General features: G+C 61.6%; 20 protein-coding genes. 14 read left to right on the top strand and 6 right to left on the bottom strand.

Annotation, left to right across the window (positions count from 1 at the left end; translation table 11 throughout):
* Positions 1 to 41: 41 nt before the first annotated feature.
* Positions 42 to 254, top strand: coding sequence for a hypothetical protein (locus tag AC2YI2_RS16115; protein WP_487387500.1), 213 nt, complete (start codon positions 42 to 44; stop codon positions 252 to 254).
* Positions 255 to 317: 63 nt separating this feature from the next.
* On the opposite strand, the gene AC2YI2_RS16120 is transcribed toward AC2YI2_RS16115, so the two are convergent.
* From AC2YI2_RS16120 to AC2YI2_RS16130, 3 genes are all read right to left on the bottom strand, one after another.
* Positions 318 to 1,118 (bottom strand): inositol monophosphatase family protein, encoded by an 801-nt coding sequence (locus AC2YI2_RS16120; protein ID WP_487387501.1) that lies wholly within the window; start codon positions 1,116 to 1,118, stop codon positions 318 to 320.
* Positions 1,119 to 1,268: 150 nt separating this feature from the next.
* Positions 1,269 to 2,417 (bottom strand): tetratricopeptide repeat protein, encoded by a 1,149-nt coding sequence (locus AC2YI2_RS16125; RefSeq protein ID WP_487387502.1) that lies wholly within the window; start codon positions 2,415 to 2,417, stop codon positions 1,269 to 1,271.
* 8 nt (positions 2,418 to 2,425) lie between these two features.
* On the bottom strand, positions 2,426 to 3,079 hold the full coding sequence (locus AC2YI2_RS16130) for a thiamine phosphate synthase (protein ID WP_487387503.1): 654 nt from the start codon (positions 3,077 to 3,079) through the stop codon (positions 2,426 to 2,428).
* A 129-nt stretch (positions 3,080 to 3,208) separates the two neighbouring features.
* Between AC2YI2_RS16130 and AC2YI2_RS16135 the strand changes: the two genes are divergently transcribed.
* The gene (locus AC2YI2_RS16135; protein ID WP_487387504.1) at positions 3,209 to 3,982 is read left to right on the top strand and encodes a sulfite exporter TauE/SafE family protein; all 774 of its coding nucleotides are present in this window, start codon (positions 3,209 to 3,211) and stop codon (positions 3,980 to 3,982) included.
* 83 nt (positions 3,983 to 4,065) lie between these two features.
* Positions 4,066 to 4,323 carry an ArsR/SmtB family transcription factor gene (locus AC2YI2_RS16140; RefSeq protein ID WP_487387505.1) on the top strand — a complete coding sequence of 86 codons (258 nt, stop codon included), beginning with the start codon at positions 4,066 to 4,068 and terminating at the stop codon, positions 4,321 to 4,323.
* A gap of 170 nt (positions 4,324 to 4,493) precedes the next feature.
* Here the strand turns inward: AC2YI2_RS16140 and AC2YI2_RS16145 are convergent, their stop codons facing one another.
* Positions 4,494 to 4,670 carry a YdcH family protein gene (locus AC2YI2_RS16145; protein ID WP_487387506.1) on the bottom strand — a complete coding sequence of 59 codons (177 nt, stop codon included), beginning with the start codon at positions 4,668 to 4,670 and terminating at the stop codon, positions 4,494 to 4,496.
* A gap of 218 nt (positions 4,671 to 4,888) precedes the next feature.
* Here AC2YI2_RS16145 and AC2YI2_RS16150 point away from each other — a divergent pair, with 218 nt between their 5' ends.
* The 5 genes from AC2YI2_RS16150 (at position 4,889) to AC2YI2_RS16170 (ending at position 8,401) form a co-directional block, all read left to right on the top strand.
* The gene (locus AC2YI2_RS16150) at positions 4,889 to 5,092 is read left to right on the top strand and encodes a YdcH family protein (protein WP_487387589.1); all 204 of its coding nucleotides are present in this window, start codon (positions 4,889 to 4,891) and stop codon (positions 5,090 to 5,092) included.
* A 17-nt stretch (positions 5,093 to 5,109) separates the two neighbouring features.
* Positions 5,110 to 5,604 (top strand): 5-(carboxyamino)imidazole ribonucleotide mutase, encoded by a 495-nt coding sequence (purE, locus tag AC2YI2_RS16155; protein WP_487387507.1) that lies wholly within the window; start codon positions 5,110 to 5,112, stop codon positions 5,602 to 5,604.
* A gap of 1 nt (position 5,605) precedes the next feature.
* Positions 5,606 to 6,682 carry a 5-(carboxyamino)imidazole ribonucleotide synthase gene (locus tag AC2YI2_RS16160; protein ID WP_487387508.1) on the top strand — a complete coding sequence of 359 codons (1,077 nt, stop codon included), beginning with the start codon at positions 5,606 to 5,608 and terminating at the stop codon, positions 6,680 to 6,682.
* A gap of 73 nt (positions 6,683 to 6,755) precedes the next feature.
* Positions 6,756 to 7,553, top strand: coding sequence for a transporter substrate-binding domain-containing protein (locus AC2YI2_RS16165; protein WP_487387509.1), 798 nt, complete (start codon positions 6,756 to 6,758; stop codon positions 7,551 to 7,553).
* Positions 7,554 to 7,582: 29 nt separating this feature from the next.
* Positions 7,583 to 8,401, top strand: coding sequence for an amino acid ABC transporter permease (locus AC2YI2_RS16170; RefSeq protein WP_487387510.1), 819 nt, complete (start codon positions 7,583 to 7,585; stop codon positions 8,399 to 8,401).
* Between the two features lie 128 nt (positions 8,402 to 8,529).
* Here the strand turns inward: AC2YI2_RS16170 and AC2YI2_RS16175 are convergent, their stop codons facing one another.
* Entirely contained in the window at positions 8,530 to 8,760 is a 231-nt protein-coding gene (locus tag AC2YI2_RS16175; protein WP_487387511.1) for a hypothetical protein, read from the bottom strand.
* Between the two features lie 190 nt (positions 8,761 to 8,950).
* Entirely contained in the window at positions 8,951 to 9,604 is a 654-nt protein-coding gene (fsa, locus tag AC2YI2_RS16180) for a fructose-6-phosphate aldolase (protein ID WP_487387512.1), read from the bottom strand.
* A gap of 87 nt (positions 9,605 to 9,691) precedes the next feature.
* Here fsa and AC2YI2_RS16185 point away from each other — a divergent pair, with 87 nt between their 5' ends.
* The 6 genes from AC2YI2_RS16185 to atpD all read left to right on the top strand — a co-directional run bounded on the left by AC2YI2_RS16185 (position 9,692) and on the right by atpD (position 17,702).
* On the top strand, positions 9,692 to 11,899 hold the full coding sequence (locus AC2YI2_RS16185) for a primosomal protein N' (RefSeq protein ID WP_487387590.1): 2,208 nt from the start codon (positions 9,692 to 9,694) through the stop codon (positions 11,897 to 11,899).
* A gap of 211 nt (positions 11,900 to 12,110) precedes the next feature.
* Positions 12,111 to 12,947: a hypothetical protein gene (locus AC2YI2_RS16190; protein ID WP_487387513.1), complete on the top strand. Its 837-nt coding sequence runs from the start codon at positions 12,111 to 12,113 to the stop codon at positions 12,945 to 12,947.
* 248 nt (positions 12,948 to 13,195) lie between these two features.
* Positions 13,196 to 13,774, top strand: coding sequence for a F0F1 ATP synthase subunit delta (locus AC2YI2_RS16195; protein WP_487387514.1), 579 nt, complete (start codon positions 13,196 to 13,198; stop codon positions 13,772 to 13,774).
* Complete coding sequence (gene atpA / locus AC2YI2_RS16200) at positions 13,774 to 15,303, top strand: F0F1 ATP synthase subunit alpha (protein WP_487387515.1); 1,530 nt, start codon at positions 13,774 to 13,776, stop codon at positions 15,301 to 15,303. Before AC2YI2_RS16195 ends, atpA begins: the two co-directional genes overlap by 1 nt.
* 25 nt (positions 15,304 to 15,328) lie before the next feature.
* Positions 15,329 to 16,210 (top strand): F0F1 ATP synthase subunit gamma, encoded by an 882-nt coding sequence (locus AC2YI2_RS16205; RefSeq protein WP_487387516.1) that lies wholly within the window; start codon positions 15,329 to 15,331, stop codon positions 16,208 to 16,210.
* 22 nt (positions 16,211 to 16,232) lie between these two features.
* The gene (gene atpD, locus AC2YI2_RS16210; protein ID WP_487387517.1) at positions 16,233 to 17,702 is read left to right on the top strand and encodes a F0F1 ATP synthase subunit beta; all 1,470 of its coding nucleotides are present in this window, start codon (positions 16,233 to 16,235) and stop codon (positions 17,700 to 17,702) included.
* Positions 17,703 to 17,755: the final 53 nt, after the last annotated feature.

The following is a 17,755-nucleotide window of genomic DNA, read 5'->3' on the forward strand; positions in this document are numbered from 1 at the left end:
TGCATTGCTCCATGATCGGAGCGATTCAGAGGAGAACAGCGATGAAGACGACAGTGCTTGCCGCGGCGCTTCTGGCCGCCTTCTCCATGCCCGCTTTTGCGGACGATGCTGTGAAAACCGATGATGCGAAGAGCATGACATCAGTAGATCCAGTGACGACCAGTGCCACGACGACAAGCCAGAGCGACATGCCGAAGACAGCGATCAAGAAGCACGGCTGCATGCACCGCGACACGGCATTCCAGATGATGTGAATGCCCCAGGGCCGATAGGTCCCTAGCGGGGCGCGATGGCGCGCGCCCCGCCAGCCTCAGGCGTTATGCCTTGGGAACGGGCCGGTTGGCGACTTCGACCAGCGCCTTGTGGAGATGCTCATTGCCGGCCACGATCGAGCCGCCTTCGATGATGTTGCTGCCGCCATCAAGTTCGGAAATAAAGCCGCCCGCTTCCTTGATCAGGATAATGCCGGCTGCGACGTCCCAAGGCGCGAGATGCTCTTCCCAGAAACCGTCGAACCTGCCGGCCGCGACATAGGCGAGGTCGAGCGCGGGCGAACCCAGCCGTCGAACGCCAGCGACTTCTCCCATGACATGCCGAAGCTGGACGAGGAAGCGGCCATGCTGGGGGCGGCCTAGATGCGGCACGCCGCAGCCGATCACGCTGTCGGACAGCTTCTTGCGGCCCGACACGCGGAGACGGCGGTCGTTGACGAAGGCGCCGCCGCCCCTCTCGGCGGTGAAGAGATCATCGGTTGCCGGGTTGTAGACGACGCCGGCGACGATCTCGCCCGAACGCTCGAGTGCGATCGAGGTGCCGAAGAGCGGGATGCCGTGTAGGAAATTGGTCGTGCCGTCGAGCGGATCGACGATCCAGCGATGCGCGCCATCGGTGCCCTTGATCTCATCGCTTTCCTCGCCGAGGAAGCCATAGGTCGGGCGCGCCTTGAGAAGTTCTTCGCGGACGATCTTTTCCGCCTTGCGGTCGGCCTGGCTGACATAGTCGCCGGGGCCCTTGAGCGAAACCTGCAGGTTCTGGACCTCGCCGAAATCGCGGCTCAAGGACTTGCCGGCCTTCATAGCGGCCTGGACCATGACATTCAAAAGCGCCGAGCGGGCCATTGATTTATTCCTTCAAAATCGAAGCGGCCCCTGATGGGGCCGTGAGCATTGGACGCGCCGGCAGACTATGGCGCGAGCCGAATTGGCGCCTCAAGACCACAAAAGCCGGCATTTTTCAAGAATTATCGATTGCTGAGCCTTGTCTTCCGCTCAACTCCGCTGCGCCATGAACGCATCGGCGCGGGCAACGCCTTCCTTCTGGGTCGCTTCATCGATGCCCAGGAAGAAATCCTCGAGTTCGAGATCGGCGAGGCCGGCCTTGCGGGAAATGACATACCATTTCGCCGCCTCGATCGGATCGGGTCGGGTGCCGATCGCATTGACGTAGAGCTTAGCGAGCTTGTTCTGCGCCACGACATGGCCGCGATTGGCGGCGATCTGCATCCAGCGGAAGCCTTCCTCGTAGTTCCGTTCGCCGGCCACGCCGTTGATCAGCCACATCGCCATGTCATACTGCGCGGTATCGTAGCCCGCGAGCGCGGCCTTGAGCAGCCAGTCGCGTGCCTGCTGGCGTTTCTCGCGCGGCAGGTCCATGTGGTAATAGAGTTGCGACAGTGCATATTGTGCGTCGGGCACGCCCTGGAACGCCGCCTTCTCGTAGTAGGGCAGCGCCTCTTTCAGGCCCTTTTCGCCCGGATCAGCGGCCGAGAGCAACTGGGCAACGTTGAACTGGGCCTCACGGCTGCCGCCCTGGGCCGCCTTGCGCATCATGACGTCAGCCGCCTTCTTGTCCTGCTTGACGTTCTCGCCGGTGAGCAGCATCAGGGCATATTTGTACTGCGCATTGGCGTCGCCGGCCTTGGCTGCCTGCTCATACCAGAAGGCGGCATCGGTCGGATTGCGCCGGACGCCGAGGCCGTTGTTCATCAGTTCGGCGACCAGGGTCTGTGCCGCCGCATCGCCGAGCTGAGCCTTCGGCAGCGCGATGTTGAGCGCGGAGAGGTAGAGACCGCGCTGGTAAGCGCCGTAAGCGTCGTCGACTTTGCCCTTGAACGGCTTTTCCGCCGGCAGGTCGGGGAGCGACTGTCCTATGCGCTCGAGCAACGTCAGGCCTTCCGAGGGCATCTGCTTCTTGGGGTCGTCGACCGGCGTGGTGAAGATCGTCTGGTCCTTGGAGACATTCGCGGGCGGCAGGCGCTCTTTCTTCTGGAGCTTGCCGCTATCGACGTCGCCTTCTAGGCGCTTGCGGAGGATTTCCGCGGCCTTGGATTTGTCATCGGCGTGAGCAGGCACGCCTGCGGCGGCCATGACCATGGCGCCACTCAACACAATCGAAATCCAGTCCCCGATTCTAGCCATGCTTCCCCTTATGACGCGAAGCGTGGCGCTTTTTGGTCAAGAAGCGCATTCACTTCCTGCACGATTGCAGCCGCGCGGCCAGGCTCAGCGAAGACGGCGAGTCTGAGGGCCGCGAATTCCGCGCCCGTCTCGGCGATATCGAGCACCGATTCGGGATTGGTGCCGCCCATGACGATGCAGGGGATCGCCACCATCGAGGCCCACCATTCGGCGAGCGCGAGATTCTTGGGATGCGCCTCGGGCTTGATGTCGCCATCGAGCTTGCCGAAGAAGATATAGTCCGGCTGCAGCTCGCCGATTTCGAGCGCGTGATGTCGATCCTGGGCATTGCCGCCGCCGACGATCAGTTTGGGCGCATGTTTCTGCATGGCCTCGCCGAGATCGGCGACGCCGCCGGCAATATGCAGACCATCGGCCTTGGCCCGTCCCGCGACCCGGCTATCGCCAGCGACGAGCGCGGCAGCGCCAGCCTGCTGGACCACCGGAATGACCTTCTCGGCCAGCGCCTGGAAGCGGTTGTCATCCATGCCATATTGCGGAAGGATCACGGAGGACACGTCGCCGCCCTTGAGCGCTTCGCCCATCAGGCGCACAGCAGTCTCCGCATCATCGGTCTCGGGCATCACGAGCACCAGTCTGAGGCGCTCTTCATTTTTCGGCATTGTCAAATCCCATCGAAACCGGCTTTCCCCATGCGCCCCGCGGCGGTAAGGTCGGGCTCCCGCCTCACAATCTTCTGTCCGATAGACCTTGAAGTCTCACGGATCAACCATCTCAAGGTCATAACCCGAATGGATGCCACATTCTACATCGTCGCCGTGTTGGCGGTGCTTCTCGTTGGATTCGGAAAGGGCGGCATGGGCGATGCGCTTGGCCTGCTGGGCGTGCCGATCCTTTCTTTCGTCATGCCGCCGGTGCAGGCTGCGGCAATCCTGCTGCCAATCCTGATCGTGATGGATGGCGCCGCACTCTGGAGCTGGCGCCATAACTGGGACACCACGCTGTTCAAATACATGCTGCCGGGCGGGCTTGCCGGGATCGCGCTGGGTTGGGCGACCTGGTCGATCGTGCCCGACTATGTCATGCGTCTGCTGATCGGTGTCGTCGCGATCGCCTTCACCGGCCGCTTCTTCTACAACCGCTATCTCGCCGGCAATGTCGACCAGCCGCCTCGTCCCCACAGCGTCATGCGCGCCGGTGTCTGGAGTACGATCTCCGGCTATGGCAGCTTCATAGCGCATGCTGGCGGCGCACCATTCCAGGTCTACGGCCTGCCGCTGAAATTGCCGCCGCGGGAATATACCGGTGCTGCCGTGCGGTTCTTTGCGATCCTCAACGCGATCAAGCTCGTGCCCTATTTTGCGCTCGGCGCTTTCGACACCAAGAATCTCTATCTCTCGGCGATCCTACTGCCGCTGGCGCCACTCGGCACATTCGCCGGCGCCGCCGTGGTCAAGCGCATGCGCATGGAAGTGTTTTATCCATGGATGTACGGCATGCTGTTCCTGGCCGGCGTGAAACTCTCCTGGGACGGTATCGGGCCGCTTTTGGCAATGCTCGGCTGACTTTATGGTGCGTTGCAAAAAATGTTGATCGCGGCGCACAAAATCCCTTGTCGAACGCCGAGGTCTGGCTTAGCGTCCGGGTCATGAGTGTCGATCCCTTCGCCGCGATATCAGACGCAAATCGCCGCTTCCTGCTGGAAGAGCTCCGGCGCTCGCCGAAGACAGTCAATGAACTCGCGGCCATGCTGCCGGTTTCGCGCCCGGCTGTGTCCCAGCATCTCAAAGCCCTGCTCGACAATCAGCTGGTCTCCGTGACGTCAGAAGGCACGCGGCGGATTTATGCGATCAATCCGCAGGGCTTCAAGAAAATCGGCTTCTGGCTGGATCAGTTCTGGGCCTGAATTCTGGGCCTTAATTCTGGCCCTGAGCCCATAGGCCTCAATGGTCTCCGGCGCCGTGATCGGCCGCCCGGAATCAAATCGGCCGCTGGCTCCCCGTTCCCACCCTAGGACTCATTGCTGCCCGGTGGAATTGTGGCCAGCGGCCGACGATTTACGCAAACTCTGTGGAATTAATGTTGGGTTTGGCCACGCAAACGCTCGATCTGGTCTTTTACTCTGAGTTTCTGTCTCTTGAGTTCGGCGATCTCGGCGTCGCCACTTGAGGGGTGTAGCATTGCAGAGTGGAGCTGTTCTTCAAGTACTCCATGCTTCTTTTCGAGCGTTTCGATATGAGCCTCAATGGTCATATGTCATTCCTTCCCATATTGCCCACATCCGACCATCCACCCGTCGGATGTCTCAGGCTGCAACAGGAGAAGTCTGCCACGTAAATTAGCATTTGTCGAAGGAGAATTCCGTGGAAAGGAAAACTTCCCGTTAAGCGCCTGAATGTGATAGGAGCAAATCGATGCTGGCGTGGCGGATGGGGAATTCGCGGCGCTTTCAGATACGGGGACAGTACGGAATGCCAGACCAGGACCAGGCAGAATTGCGTTTGTCGGCGGCGCGCCTCAGGCAGGAGCATGAAGACTACGACATTGCCATCAATGCCATGATCGCCACCGGTTGCGATGCGCTCAGAGTTCAGCGCATGAAGAAGAAAAAGCTCGCAATCAAGGATAAACTCACCCAGATCGAAGATCAGATCGTCCCTGATATCATCGCCTGACGAAAGGACCGTTGCGCATGCGGTTTTCCAAGCCTCCCGTTGCCATTATCATGGGCAGCCAGTCCGACTGGGAGACGATGAAGAACGCCGCCGACACGCTCGATGCGCTCGAAATCGCCTACGAATCGCGTATCATTTCGGCGCACCGGACTCCGGAGCGGCTGTTCAATTTTGCACGATCGGCGCGGGACGAAGGCTTCAAGGTCATCATCGCGGGCGCGGGTGGTGCGGCGCATCTGCCGGGCATGACGGCGGCGATGACGCCGTTGCCGGTGTTCGGCGTGCCGGTTCAGTCCAAGGCGCTGTCCGGCCAGGATAGCCTGCTATCCATCGTGCAGATGCCGGCTGGAATTCCCGTGGGCACGCTCGCCATCGGTCGCGCAGGTGCCGTCAACGCGGCGCTGCTGACCGCCGCCGTGCTCGCCCTCAACGACGACGATCTTGCCGACCGGCTCGACACATGGCGAGAAGAGCAGAGCGCCTCCGTCGCCGACTATCCCGTGGACAAGTAGAATGACAATAAAGACGATCGGTATCATCGGCGGCGGCCAGCTCGGCCGCATGCTGGCGCTTGCCGCGAGCCGCCTCAATTTCCGCACCATCATTCTGGAACCGCAGGCCGACAGCCCAGCGTCACAGCTCGCCAACCATCAGATCGTGGCGGCTTATGATGACGAGAAGGCGCTTCGCGAACTCGCCGAGACCTGTGACGTCCTCACCTATGAATTCGAGAATGTGCCTGTTGGTGCCGCCAAGCTGCTCGAAGCCTTGAAGCCGGTCTATCCGCCGGCGCGGGCGCTCGAAGTCGCCCAGGATAGGTTGGTCGAAAAGACCTTCCTCAATGATTGCGGCATTCCGACCGCCAAGTTCCACGCCGTCGACAGCCAGGCCGATCTCGACGCGGCGCTTGCCGATTTCGGCGGCCAGGGCGTGCTCAAGACGCGGCGGCTCGGCTATGACGGCAAGGGCCAGATGGTCTTTAAGCCCGGTGACAGTGCCGTCGGTGCCTATGACAGGCTCGGTGGCGTGCCGCTGATCCTCGAAAGCTTCATCGCCTTCGAGCGCGAGATTTCGATCATCGCTGCCCGGGGTACCGACGGTTCGATCGAATGCTATGATCCGGCCGAGAATGTCCATCGCAACGGCATCTTGCACACATCCACGCTGCCGGCGGAAATCTGGGAAGGCACGGCGGCGGATGCCCGTTCGGCGGCGATCCGGCTGCTCGACAAGCTCAACTATGTCGGTGTGATCGGTATCGAGTTCTTTGTCGGCACTGACGGCGAGCTGATCGCCAACGAGATTGCGCCGCGCGTCCACAATTCTGGCCACTGGACCGAGGCCGCCTGCGTCATCTCGCAGTTCGAGCAGCATATCCGTGCCGTCGCCGGCCTGCCGCTCGGCAATCCGATCAGGCACAGCGATTGCCAAATGCAGAACCTTGTTGGAGACGACATCAACGATCTCGCCGACTGGGCGCGCGAAAAGGATGTGCTGATCCATCTCTATGGCAAGACCGAGCCGCGACCAGGCCGCAAGATGGGTCATGTCACGCGTCTGACCGGGCCGGCGGCAATCACGCCGGCCTGATGACGCCCGGCTTGCCAAAAGCCCGAAAAATATGACAGTTTCCGTCGCATAGAATTCAGGGGAGACAACAACCATGACCTCGCGCCGCCAGTTTCTCATCGGACTTACCATCGCCGCCATGATGCCGCTTGCCGCGCAGGCCGCGGACCTGCCCGACCTCGGGGGCAAGAAGGTCGTCGTGGTGACGGAGAATGCCTATCCGCCGCTGCAGTTCGTCGATCCCAAGACCGGCAAAGCGATCGGCTGGGAATATGACGCGATGAACGAGATCGCCAAGCGTTTGAATTTCCAAGTTGAATACCAGAACACCTCCTGGGATGCGATGATCCAGTCGGTCTCGGACAACCAGTACAATCTCGGCATGACCGGCATCACCATCAACGACGAACGCAAGGCGAAGGTTGATTTTTCCGATCCCTATATGCGCTCCGAACAGTTCATGCTGGTGCGTGGCGACGAGACCCGTTTCACCGATGCGGCGAGCTTCAAGGCCTTCGAACAGGGCCTGGTCGGCGCACAGCCGGGCACGACACCCTTCTATACCGCCGTTTACAGCGTGCTCGACGGCAACGAGCAGAACCCGCGCATCAAGCTGTTCGAGACCTTCGGCGCGACCGTGCAGGCGCTCAAGACCGGCGATGTTGATGTCGTGCTCACCGATGGCACGGCCGGCAAGGGTTATGTCGATGCGTCCGGTGGTGCCCTCAAGCTGATCGGCGGCCCGCTCGGGTCAGAGGATTTCGGCTTCATCTTCCCGAAGGGCTCCGACCTCGTCGCGCCGATCAATGCAGCAATCGCCGCGCTCAAGGCCGACGGCACGATCGCCGCGCTGAACAAGAAGTGGTTCCTCGACTACAAGATGGGCCAATAGGGTGGGACAGTGATCCCGCGGCGACCGGCATGACGGCGCCGGCCCCGACGCATACCGAGGAGGGCGAGTTCCCCTGGTGGCTCGTCGCCCTTTTCCTCCTGGGCGCGAGCGTCGCTGCCGCCATTTTTGTCAGCGATCTCTATATCCAGGTCTTCTCGACAGTGGCGAAGGGGCTCGGTATCACGGTCCTGGTGACGCTGATCGCTTTTTCGCTCGCGATCGCGCTTGGCCTCGGCATTGCCTTGCTCGGGCTGTCGGACTCAAAGGCCCTGCGGCAAGCGGCCCGCTTCTATGTCGAGCTGATCCGCGGCATTCCGGTTCTCGTCCTGCTTTTTTACATCGCCTTCGTCGGTGCGCCTGGTTTCGTCTATGCGTGGAACTGGGTGACCGCGCCGCTGGCCGATACTGGCTTCATCGAGCCGCTGCTCGTTCGCGACGTATCGCTGATGTGGCGGGCGATCATCGCGCTGACGATCGCCTATTCAGCCTTCATCGCCGAGATCTTCCGCGCCGGCATCCAGTCGGTCGACAGGGGGCAGATCGAAGCGTCCAAGGCGCTCGGCCTGTCGCGCTTCCAGCGTTTCCGCTTCATCGTCTTTCCGCAGGCGCTAAAAGTGATCTTTCCGCCGCTTTCCAACGATTTTGTGGCGATGGTGAAGGATTCGTCGCTTGTCTCGGTGCTCGGCGTCGCCGACATCACGCAGATGGCCAAGGTCTATGCCGCCGGCTCCTTCCGCTTCTTCGAGACCTATTCGATCGTCGCCTATATCTATCTCGTGCTGACGATCGGCCTGTCGCTCGGGCTTCGCCAGATCGAGCGCCGCATGCGCGACACGCAGAAGCACTGAACGCCGAAAAGACAGAACCCGGCGCTGGAGGACGCCGGGCTCTGCCTGGGAGTTCATTTCGATCGTGGTCCCGATGGGCCGCTCCGAGCAGGGGAGGATCAGGCGGCCGCGGTCCGGGTCAGATCAGATTAGTCGCAGATGCGAACCTTCTTGATGTAGACATTGCCCCAATCGTCGTAGCGCTTGACCTTCTTGACGAAGCAGTAGTCGTGGTAACGCGGGGAGACGACGACAACGCCCCAATGATGGCGCTTCCAGCCATGATGCTTGTGCTTCCACTTCCAGCCGGCTTCAGCGGCCGATGCGAGCGAGACGGTGGCGACGAGGGCGGCGGTGGCGCCGATGATGAACTTTTTCATGATTGTTGTCCTCTAGGGTGTTGGGTTGAAGTACGGTTCAGTTCTTCTTTTCAGTGGATGTCTTCTCTCATCCGGTGACCTTGTTTTCGCACGGCCCAACCCAAGCCGCTGTTTCCTGGGGAACAGGGCCGAGGAAAATGAAAAACCCGGCGCGAGGCCGGGTTTCGTCGTCTGGAATTAGAGTGGCTGGTCAGCCGATCTTCTGGCCGGTCTTGGCCCAGTCGGCGAGGAATTGTTCGAGGCCCTTGTCGGTCAGCGGGTGCTTGACCAGCGCCTTGAGCGTTGCCGGCGGCACGGTCACGACGTCGGCGCCGATCAGTGCGGCATCCTTGACATGGTTGATGGTGCGGATCGAGGCGGCGAGGATTTCAGTCTCGTAGCCATAGTTGTCGTAGATCTGGCGGATCTCGCGGATCAGTTCCATCCCGTCGATGCCGGTGTCGTCGAGGCGGCCGATGAAGGGCGAGATGAAGGTGGCGCCTGCCTTGGCGGCGAGCAGCGCCTGCACGGCCGAGAAGCAGAGCGTAACGTTGGTCTTGTGGCCGTCAGAAGTCAGCGCCTTGCAGGCCTTCAGGCCATCAAAGGTCAGCGGCAGCTTGATGCAGATATTCGGCGCGATCTTGGCGAGAACGGCGGCCTCTTTCATCATCTCGGAATATTCGGTGGCGGTGACTTCGGCGGAAACCGGGCCTTCGACAATGTCGCAGATTTCCTTGGTGACTTCGGAAATGTTGCGGCCGGATTTCAGAATCAGAGACGGGTTGGTCGTGACGCCGTCGAGCAGACCCAGATCGTTGAGTTCCTTGATTTCTTTGATTTCGGCAGTATCGACAAAGAATTTCATGCTCGTGCCTCCCTGAGGTATCGAAGTCCGATTTGGATTCTGTTTGCGGTTTTCCCCCGGCAAATGCAAGTGCTACTCCTAGCCGCGATGGGAAAAGATTCGCTTGATCTGTTCGGTGGTTCCAAGCCGCCGCGCGCCGTGCCTGTGCTGGTGCCGCTGCCGGTGCCGAAGCCTTACAGTTACATGGTGCCTGAGGGTATGAATGTCGAGCCCGGCGCCATCGTTCAGGTGCCGGTCGGGCCGCGGCAATATTTCGGCGTGGTGTGGAACGAAGGCGCGGGCGACCAGGTCGATCCGAAGAAGCTGAAGCCGATCACCCAGGCATTCGTCTGCCCGCCGCTCAGCGCCGACATGCGCACCTTCCTCGATTGGATCTCGAGCTATACGCTTTCGCCGCCCGGCTTTGTCGCCCGAATGGCGCTTCGTGCGCCCGCCGCCTTCGATCCGGAGCCGATGGTGGAGGGTCTCAGGCTTACCGATCATCGACCGGAACGGATGACGCCGGCGCGCAACCGCGTGTTGGCGCTAGCCGAGGAAGCGCCGGTCTGGACCCGGCTCGGACTGGCACATGCCGCCGGCGTGTCAAGCTCCGTCGTCGATGGCCTGATCACGCAGGGCGTGTTCGAGACGGTCTTCCTACCGCCGCCACCGGTCACGGCTGCACCCGATCCGGACTATGCCGCGCCCAAGCTGGAAGAGGGGCAGCGCCTGGCGGCCGACGACCTCGTTGCGTCCGTGCGCAAGGGCGAGTTCGGCGTCACACTGATCGACGGCGTCACCGGATCGGGCAAGACCGAGGTCTATTTCGAGGCCATCGCCGAGACGGTGCGACAGGGCAAGCAGGTGCTGATCCTGCTGCCGGAAATCGCGCTGACACCCGCCTTTCTCGAACGCTTTCAGGATCGATTCGGTGCCAAGCCGGCCGAATGGCACTCCGATCTCGCGCCGCGGATGCGCGAAAAAGTCTGGCGGCAGGTGGCGGAGGGCGAGGTTCGCGTCGTCGCCGGTGCGCGCTCGGCGCTCTTCCTGCCCTTCGAAAATCTCGGCCTCATCATCATCGATGAAGAGCATGACCCTGCCTACAAGCAGGAGGATCGCGTCTTCTACAATGCCCGCGATATGGCTGTGGTGCGCGGAAGGATCAGCGGCTTTCCGGTGGTTCTAGTGTCGGCGACGCCCTCGGTCGAAAGCCGGGTCAATGCTGACCAGGAGCGCTACCACTACATTCATCTCGCAAACCGCTTCGGCGGCGCGGCGATGCCGGATCTGCATCTCGTCGACATGCGCCGCTTTCCTCCCGCACGCGGCGGCTTCCTGTCGCCGGTCCTGTTGAAGGCCATGGCGCAGACGGCGGAGCGGGGTGAGCAATCGCTGCTCTTCCTCAATCGCCGTGGCTATGCCCCGCTGACACTCTGCCGGGTCTGTGGCCACCGCTTCCAGTGCCCGAACTGCTCCGCCTGGCTGGTGGAACACCGTTTCCGCGGCAAGCTGCAATGCCATCACTGCGGTCACGAGGAGCGGACGCCGGAGAGCTGCCCCGAATGCGGCACGCTCGACCATCTCGCCGCCTGCGGCCCGGGCGTCGAGCGTATCGCCGAAGAAGTCGAGCGGCATTTCCCTGACAGTCGCATCATCGTGCTCTCTTCCGACATCGTGGTCGGCGTGAAGCGGCTCAGGCTGGAACTGGAGGCCATCGCACGAGGCGAGGCGGATATCGTCATCGGCACCCAGCTCGTCGCCAAGGGGCATAACTTCCCCAATATGACGCTGGTCGGCATTGTCGACGCCGATCTCGGTCTCGCCAATGGCGATCCGCGCGCTGCCGAACGCACATTCCAGCTTCTCTCCCAGGTCACCGGCCGCGCCGGCCGTTCCGGTCTTAAGAGCCGCGGCCTGATCCAGACGTACCAGCCGGGTCACCCGGTCATGCAGGCCATCGTCTCGGGCGATGCCGAGACCTTTTACGAGCGCGAGATTGCCGAACGAGAGAAGGCGCTGATGCCACCCTTCGGTCGTCTCGCATCGATCATCGTCTCCGCTGACGGTCGCGCCGATGCCGAGGGCCATGCGCGCGGCCTGCGCCAAGCTGCGCCCAATGTCTCCGGCATTTCTGTGCTTGGCCCGGCCGAGGCGGCCTTGGCCCTGGTGCGCGGCCGACACCGATTCAGGCTCTTGGTTCATGGCCGGCGCGGGGAGGATATGCAGGGCTTCGTGCGGGCGATGCTCGCGAACGGACCGAAGGAGCGCGGCTCGGTTCAGGTCCAGGTCGACATCGATCCGCAGAGCTTTCTTTAGGGCCAGCTTCTTCTTCAAAGAGCTTTCTTTAGGGCCAGCTTCTTCTTCAATCCGAATCTAGCCGTTGTGCGGCTTCATAGTCTCACAAGAGGGATAAAGTGAATGATATCCCGGCCTTGCGCCGAAAATTCACCGTGAATCCCGCACGGCCACATTTCCCGTTTCCTGCACTTGTGGCATAGCTTGCCTGATACGGGGAACGAGGGGACAAATGGAAGCGATATCATCGGTGATCGACGCGCTGGCCTGGCCGATTTTTCCGGCGGAGCCATGGCCGCAGGCGGCTTTCGTTTCTGTGGCTGTTCTCCTGCTTGTCGGTGTTCTGATGCTCGCGTTTCCGGCGACCTGCGGACACGTGCTGGGGCTTGATAGCGCGGCGACCCGACCAGGTGGTATCGGCGAACTGCGTCCGACTGGCGGCTTTCTCGCAGGTTATGCCCTGGCTGTGCTGATGTTCTTCGATCAGCCGGTGCTCTGTGCCGGCTTCGGTGTCGCAATGGCCGTGGCTGCTTTCGCGCGGCTGATATCGCTGATGTCTGACACATCAGCCAGCCTGCTCAACGTTCTGCTCTTCCTTGTGCAGCTGATCTTCGCCGTCGCGATGCTCTATTATTTCGGCCAGGCAATCACCAACGAACTCCAGCTCGGCGTGCCCTCGGAGTTGATGCCGAAGCTCGTCTTCTCCGTCTTCGCAGCGCTCGCCGTGATCGGCATCCTCGTGCTCTTCGCGCCGCGCATCGCCATGAGCGCCGCCGGCCTCTGGGTTTTCGGCGATAAGCAGGGCGGCATTGCCTCGGTGCGCTCAACCGGTGGCTTCATGCTGGGAATCGGGCTGTTCGGCATGGCCGTCGCCGGCTACTGGCAGAGCCAGTTCGTTGTGCTGCTGATGCTCTGCTTCGGATTCATCGTTGCGCTGGTGCTTTCCATGATCGGCCGGCTGCTTGCGCTGGTCCTCAATCGCGGCAATCTCGTCTTCAATGCAATCGCGCTTTTCGTCCAGATTGCCGCCGTGATCCTCGTGATCACCTATGTGGGCGGTGCAATGTAACCACGCCGTCGGCGGCCGAAAGAGAATATTATTCTCTGCCGGGATTCGTTTGCCCCGGACTTTGGCAAAGAAATGCGCAACATTGGTGACATCAGGTAATATCCTGTGTTGCGACTCCAAATAAGCTATGCTAGATGGCTTTCGAGTTTTCGGGCGGCTTGGCGAAATCGGGCTGTGAAGGGCCGAAAAATATAATAAATTCAAGGATTTATCGTTGCGCTGCAGTGCAACGCTCAAATCCACAGGGAATGAGGGAAACTCAGCGCGTGGCAGATTCATCGCAATCCGTTTCCGGCGTGGCAGAACGCTACGCCTCTTCTCTCTTCACGTTGGCACTCGAAGACGGCGTCGTTGCCGAAGTGGCCACTGCTCTCGATCAGTTCCAGGGCATGATCGACGGTTCGCCGGATCTCCAGCGGCTCATCAAGAGCCCGGTCTTTTCGGCCGCCGAGCAGCTCGGTGCTGTTGCCGCGGTCCTCGAAAAGGCCGGCATCACAGGCATTGCAGCAAATTTCGTCAAGGTTGCGGCGTCGAACCGCCGCCTGTTTGCGGTCCCGGGCATGATCCGGTCTTTCCGCGAGATCTACGCGCGCCACCGCGGCGAGGTCTCGGCTGATGTGACCGCCGCGCGCGCGCTTACCGCCGAACAGGAATCTGAACTCAAGGCAGCGCTCAAGGGCGTTACCGGAAAAGACGTCACGATCAATGTGGCCGTCGATCCCGCCATCCTCGGCGGACTGGTCGTCAGGCTTGGCTCGCGCCAGATCGACACGTCGCTTCGTACGAAACTGTCTACACTCAAGCTTTCACTGAAAGAGGTCGGCTGATGGATATCCGCGCCGCGGAAATTTCCGCAATTCTCAAGGACCAGATCAAGAATTTCGGCAAGGAAGCCGAAGTAACCGAAGTTGGTCAGGTCCTCTCGGTTGGTGACGGTATTGCCCGCGTCTACGGTCTCGACAATGTCCAGGCCGGTGAAATGGTCGAATTCCCGGGCGGCATCCGTGGCATGGCGCTGAACCTCGAAGCCGACAATGTCGGCGTCGTCATCTTCGGTTCGGACCGTGACATCAAGGAAGGCGACACCGTCAAGCGGACCGGCGCCATCGTCGACGTTCCCGTTGGTCCCGAACTGCTCGGCCGCGTCGTCGACGCGCTCGGCAATCCGATCGACGGCAAGGGCCCGATCAATGCGACGCGCCGTTCGCGCGTCGACATCAAGGCGCCCGGCATCATTCCGCGCAAGTCGGTGCATGAGCCGATGTCGACCGGCCTCAAGGCCATCGACGCGCTGATCCCGGTCGGCCGCGGCCAGCGCGAGCTCGTCATCGGCGACCGCCAGACCGGCAAGACCGCGATCATTCTCGACACGATCCTGAACCAGAAGTCGGTTCACGACAACGGCCCCGAGAATGAAAAGCTTTATTGCGTCTACGTGGCTATCGGCCAGAAGCGCTCGACCGTCGCCCAGTTCGTGAAGGTGCTCGAAGAGCGCGGCGCGCTGCAGTATTCGATCATCGTCGCCGCGACCGCTTCCGAGCCGGCTCCGATGCAGTATCTCGCGCCCTTCGCCGGTTGCACCATGGGCGAATATTTCCGTGACAATGGCATGCATGCCCTGATCGGTTATGACGACCTGTCCAAGCAGGCTGTCTCCTACCGCCAGATGTCGCTGCTGCTACGCCGCCCGCCGGGCCGCGAAGCCTATCCGGGCGACGTTTTCTATCTCCATTCACGTCTTCTCGAGCGCTCTGCAAAGATGGGCGACGCCGCGGGCGCCGGCTCGCTGACCGCTCTGCCGGTTATCGAAACCCAGGGCAACGACGTGTCGGCCTTCATTCCGACCAACGTGATCTCGATCACCGACGGCCAGATCTTCCTCGAAACCGACCTTTTCTACCAGGGTATCCGCCCGGCCGTTAACGTCGGTCTGTCGGTGTCCCGCGTCGGCTCCGCCGCGCAGATCAAGGCGATGAAGCAGGTTGCCGGCTCGATCAAGGGCGAACTCGCGCAGTATCGTGAAATGGCCGCTTTCGCCCAGTTCGGTTCTGACCTCGACGCCGCCACGCAGCGCCTGCTGAATCGTGGCGCGCGCCTGACGGAACTGCTCAAGCAGCCGCAGTTCTCGCCGCTCAAGACGGAAGAACAGGTCGTCGTGATCTTTGCCGGCGTCAACGGTTATCTCGACAAGATCGCGGTCAACCAGATCGGCAAATTCGAGCAGGCCCTGCTTGCCAACATTCGCAGCGAAGGCAAGGCGATCCTGGATGCGATCCGTACGGAAAAGCAGATCTCGGACGATACCCGCGCCAAGCTCAAGTCCGCGCTGGACAGCTTCTCCAAGACCTTCGCCTGATCGGCAGAGTAAGGACGGATAACGGATGCCTTCTCTCAAGGATCTGAAAAACCGCATCGCTTCGGTCAAGGCGACGCAGAAGATCACCAAGGCGATGAAAATGGTCGCCGCGGCGAAGCTTCGGCGCGCTCAGGAAGCTGCGGAGGCCGCACGGCCCTATTCGCAGCGCATGAGCGCGGTGCTGGCCAATATCGCCCAGGCAGAAGGCGGCGGCGCCGATGCGCCGGCGCTGATGCGGGGCACGGGCAGCGACAGGGTTCACCTGATTGTCGTCGCCACCGCCGAGCGCGGCCTGTGCGGCGGCTTCAACTCGCAGATCGCGCGCGCGGCCCGTGACCATATCCGCAGGCTGGTTGCGGATGGCAAGACCGTCAAGATCATCTGCGTCGGCAAGAAGGGTTTCGACATCCTTCGCCGTGAATTCGCCAGCCTGATCATCGAGCGCGTCGACCTGCGCGACGTCAAGAAGATCGGCTATGCCAATGCCGAGGAGATCGGCCGCAAGGTCATCACGCTCTTCGAAAAAGGCGAGTTCGACGTCGCGACGCTGTTCTATTCGGAATTCAAGTCCGTCATCTCTCAGATCCCCACCGCGCTGCAGCTCATCCCCGCAAGCGCACCGGCGACGGCTTCGGCCGACAACGGCGCGTCGGCGGTTTACGAATACGAGCCCGATCCGGGTGCCATCCTCGGCGACCTCATTCCGCGCAACATCACTGTGCAGATCTTCCGGGCCCTGCTCGAGAATGTCGCCGGCGAGATGGGTGCCAAGATGAGCGCGATGGACAACGCCACGCGCAACGCCGGTGAGATGATCAACAAGCTGACGCTGAGCTACAACCGCCAGCGCCAAGCCCAGATCACCAAGGAACTGATCGAAATTATTTCGGGCGCCGAAGCGCTCTAAGAGTTAGGAAAGAGGATATATCATGGCTCGCGCAGCTACGAAGAAATCCGCTGTGGAAACCACTGCAGCAGCAGGCTCCGTCGGCAAGGTGACCCAGGTCATCGGCGCTGTCGTGGACGTATCGTTTGCCGGCGGCGAGCTGCCGCCCATCCTGAACGCGCTTGAAACGCAGAACATGGGCAACCGCCTGGTTCTCGAAGTCGCCCAGCACCTTGGTGAAAACACCGTCCGCACGATCGCCATGGACTCGACCGAAGGTCTCGTTCGCGGCCAGGAAGTCACGGACACCGGTGCTCCGATCACCGTTCCGGTCGGCCCGGAAACGCTCGGCCGTATCATGAACGTGATCGGCGAGCCTGTCGATGAAGCCGGTCCGCTGGTGACTGCAGGCAAGCGCGCCATCCACCAGGAAGCGCCGTCCTATGTCGAGCAGGCCACCGAAGCCCAGATCCTCGTCACCGGCATCAAGGTCGTCGACCTCCTGGCACCTTACGCCAAGGGCGGCAAGATCGGCCTGTTCGGCGGCGCCGGCGTCGGCAAGACCGTTCTGATCATGGAACTGATCAACAACGTCGCCAAGGCGCACGGCGGTTACTCGGTGTTCGCCGGCGTCGGTGAGCGTACCCGCGAAGGTAACGACCTCTATCACGAAATGATCGAGTCGGGCGTCAACAAGCATGGCGGCGGCGAAGGTTCCAAGGCAGCCCTCGTCTATGGCCAGATGAACGAGCCGCCGGGCGCCCGCGCCCGTGTCGCGCTGACCGGTCTTACTGTCGCTGAAGACTTCCGCGACAAGGGCCAGGACGTTCTGTTCTTCGTCGATAACATCTTCCGCTTCACCCAGGCGGGTTCGGAAGTGTCGGCTCTGCTCGGTCGTATTCCTTCGGCCGTGGGCTATCAGCCGACGCTCGCCACCGACATGGGCCAGATGCAGGAACGCATCACCACCACGACCAAGGGTTCGATCACCTCGGTGCAGGCGATTTACGTCCCCGCCGACGACTTGACCGACCCGGCGCCAGCAACTTCGTTCGCCCACCTGGACGCAACGACCGTTCTGTCGCGTTCGATCGCTGAAAAGGGCATCTATCCGGCCGTCGACCCACTCGACTCGACCTCGCGCATGCTCGACCCGATGGTGGTCGGCGAAGAGCATTACGAAGTGTCGCGCAAGGTGCAGACGACCCTTCAGCGCTACAAGTCGCTGCAGGACATCATCGCCATCCTCGGCATGGACGAACTCAGCGAAGACGACAAGCTCTCCGTTGCCCGCGCCCGCAAGATCGAGCGCTTCCTGTCGCAGCCGTTCTTCGTCGCCGAAGTCTTCACCGGTTCGCCGGGCAAGCTCGTCGCGCTCGAAGACACGATCAAGGGCTTCAAGGGCCTCGTGAACGGCGACTACGACCACCTGCCGGAAGCAGCCTTCTACATGGTCGGCACGATCGAAGAAGCGATCGAAAAGGCCAAGAAGCTGGCTGCCGAAGCCGCTTGATGACGCGCCGGGCGTGGGAACTTCCCGCGCCTACCGCTCCCTGAAAGAGAGTC

The organism is Rhizobium sp. SRI_017 (assembly GCF_057586295.1).

Coding starts and splice junctions, on each gene's coding strand:
- AC2YI2_RS16115 (WP_487387500.1), top strand. CDS start 42: ATGAAGACGACAGTGCTTGCCGCGGCGCTTCTGGCCGCCTTCTCCATG.
- AC2YI2_RS16120 (WP_487387501.1), bottom strand. CDS start 1,118: ATGGCCCGCTCGGCGCTTTTGAATGTCATGGTCCAGGCCGCTATGAAG.
- AC2YI2_RS16125 (WP_487387502.1), bottom strand. CDS start 2,417: ATGGCTAGAATCGGGGACTGGATTTCGATTGTGTTGAGTGGCGCCATG.
- AC2YI2_RS16130 (WP_487387503.1), bottom strand. CDS start 3,079: ATGCCGAAAAATGAAGAGCGCCTCAGACTGGTGCTCGTGATGCCCGAG.
- AC2YI2_RS16135 (WP_487387504.1), top strand. CDS start 3,209: ATGGATGCCACATTCTACATCGTCGCCGTGTTGGCGGTGCTTCTCGTT.
- AC2YI2_RS16140 (WP_487387505.1), top strand. CDS start 4,066: ATGAGTGTCGATCCCTTCGCCGCGATATCAGACGCAAATCGCCGCTTC.
- AC2YI2_RS16145 (WP_487387506.1), bottom strand. CDS start 4,670: ATGACCATTGAGGCTCATATCGAAACGCTCGAAAAGAAGCATGGAGTA.
- AC2YI2_RS16150 (WP_487387589.1), top strand. CDS start 4,889: ATGCCAGACCAGGACCAGGCAGAATTGCGTTTGTCGGCGGCGCGCCTC.
- purE (WP_487387507.1), top strand. CDS start 5,110: ATGCGGTTTTCCAAGCCTCCCGTTGCCATTATCATGGGCAGCCAGTCC.
- AC2YI2_RS16160 (WP_487387508.1), top strand. CDS start 5,606: ATGACAATAAAGACGATCGGTATCATCGGCGGCGGCCAGCTCGGCCGC.
- AC2YI2_RS16165 (WP_487387509.1), top strand. CDS start 6,756: ATGACCTCGCGCCGCCAGTTTCTCATCGGACTTACCATCGCCGCCATG.
- AC2YI2_RS16170 (WP_487387510.1), top strand. CDS start 7,583: ATGACGGCGCCGGCCCCGACGCATACCGAGGAGGGCGAGTTCCCCTGG.
- AC2YI2_RS16175 (WP_487387511.1), bottom strand. CDS start 8,760: ATGAAAAAGTTCATCATCGGCGCCACCGCCGCCCTCGTCGCCACCGTC.
- fsa (WP_487387512.1), bottom strand. CDS start 9,604: ATGAAATTCTTTGTCGATACTGCCGAAATCAAAGAAATCAAGGAACTC.
- AC2YI2_RS16185 (WP_487387590.1), top strand. CDS start 9,692: ATGGGAAAAGATTCGCTTGATCTGTTCGGTGGTTCCAAGCCGCCGCGC.
- AC2YI2_RS16190 (WP_487387513.1), top strand. CDS start 12,111: ATGGAAGCGATATCATCGGTGATCGACGCGCTGGCCTGGCCGATTTTT.
- AC2YI2_RS16195 (WP_487387514.1), top strand. CDS start 13,196: ATGAGGGAAACTCAGCGCGTGGCAGATTCATCGCAATCCGTTTCCGGC.
- atpA (WP_487387515.1), top strand. CDS start 13,774: ATGGATATCCGCGCCGCGGAAATTTCCGCAATTCTCAAGGACCAGATC.
- AC2YI2_RS16205 (WP_487387516.1), top strand. CDS start 15,329: ATGCCTTCTCTCAAGGATCTGAAAAACCGCATCGCTTCGGTCAAGGCG.
- atpD (WP_487387517.1), top strand. CDS start 16,233: ATGGCTCGCGCAGCTACGAAGAAATCCGCTGTGGAAACCACTGCAGCA.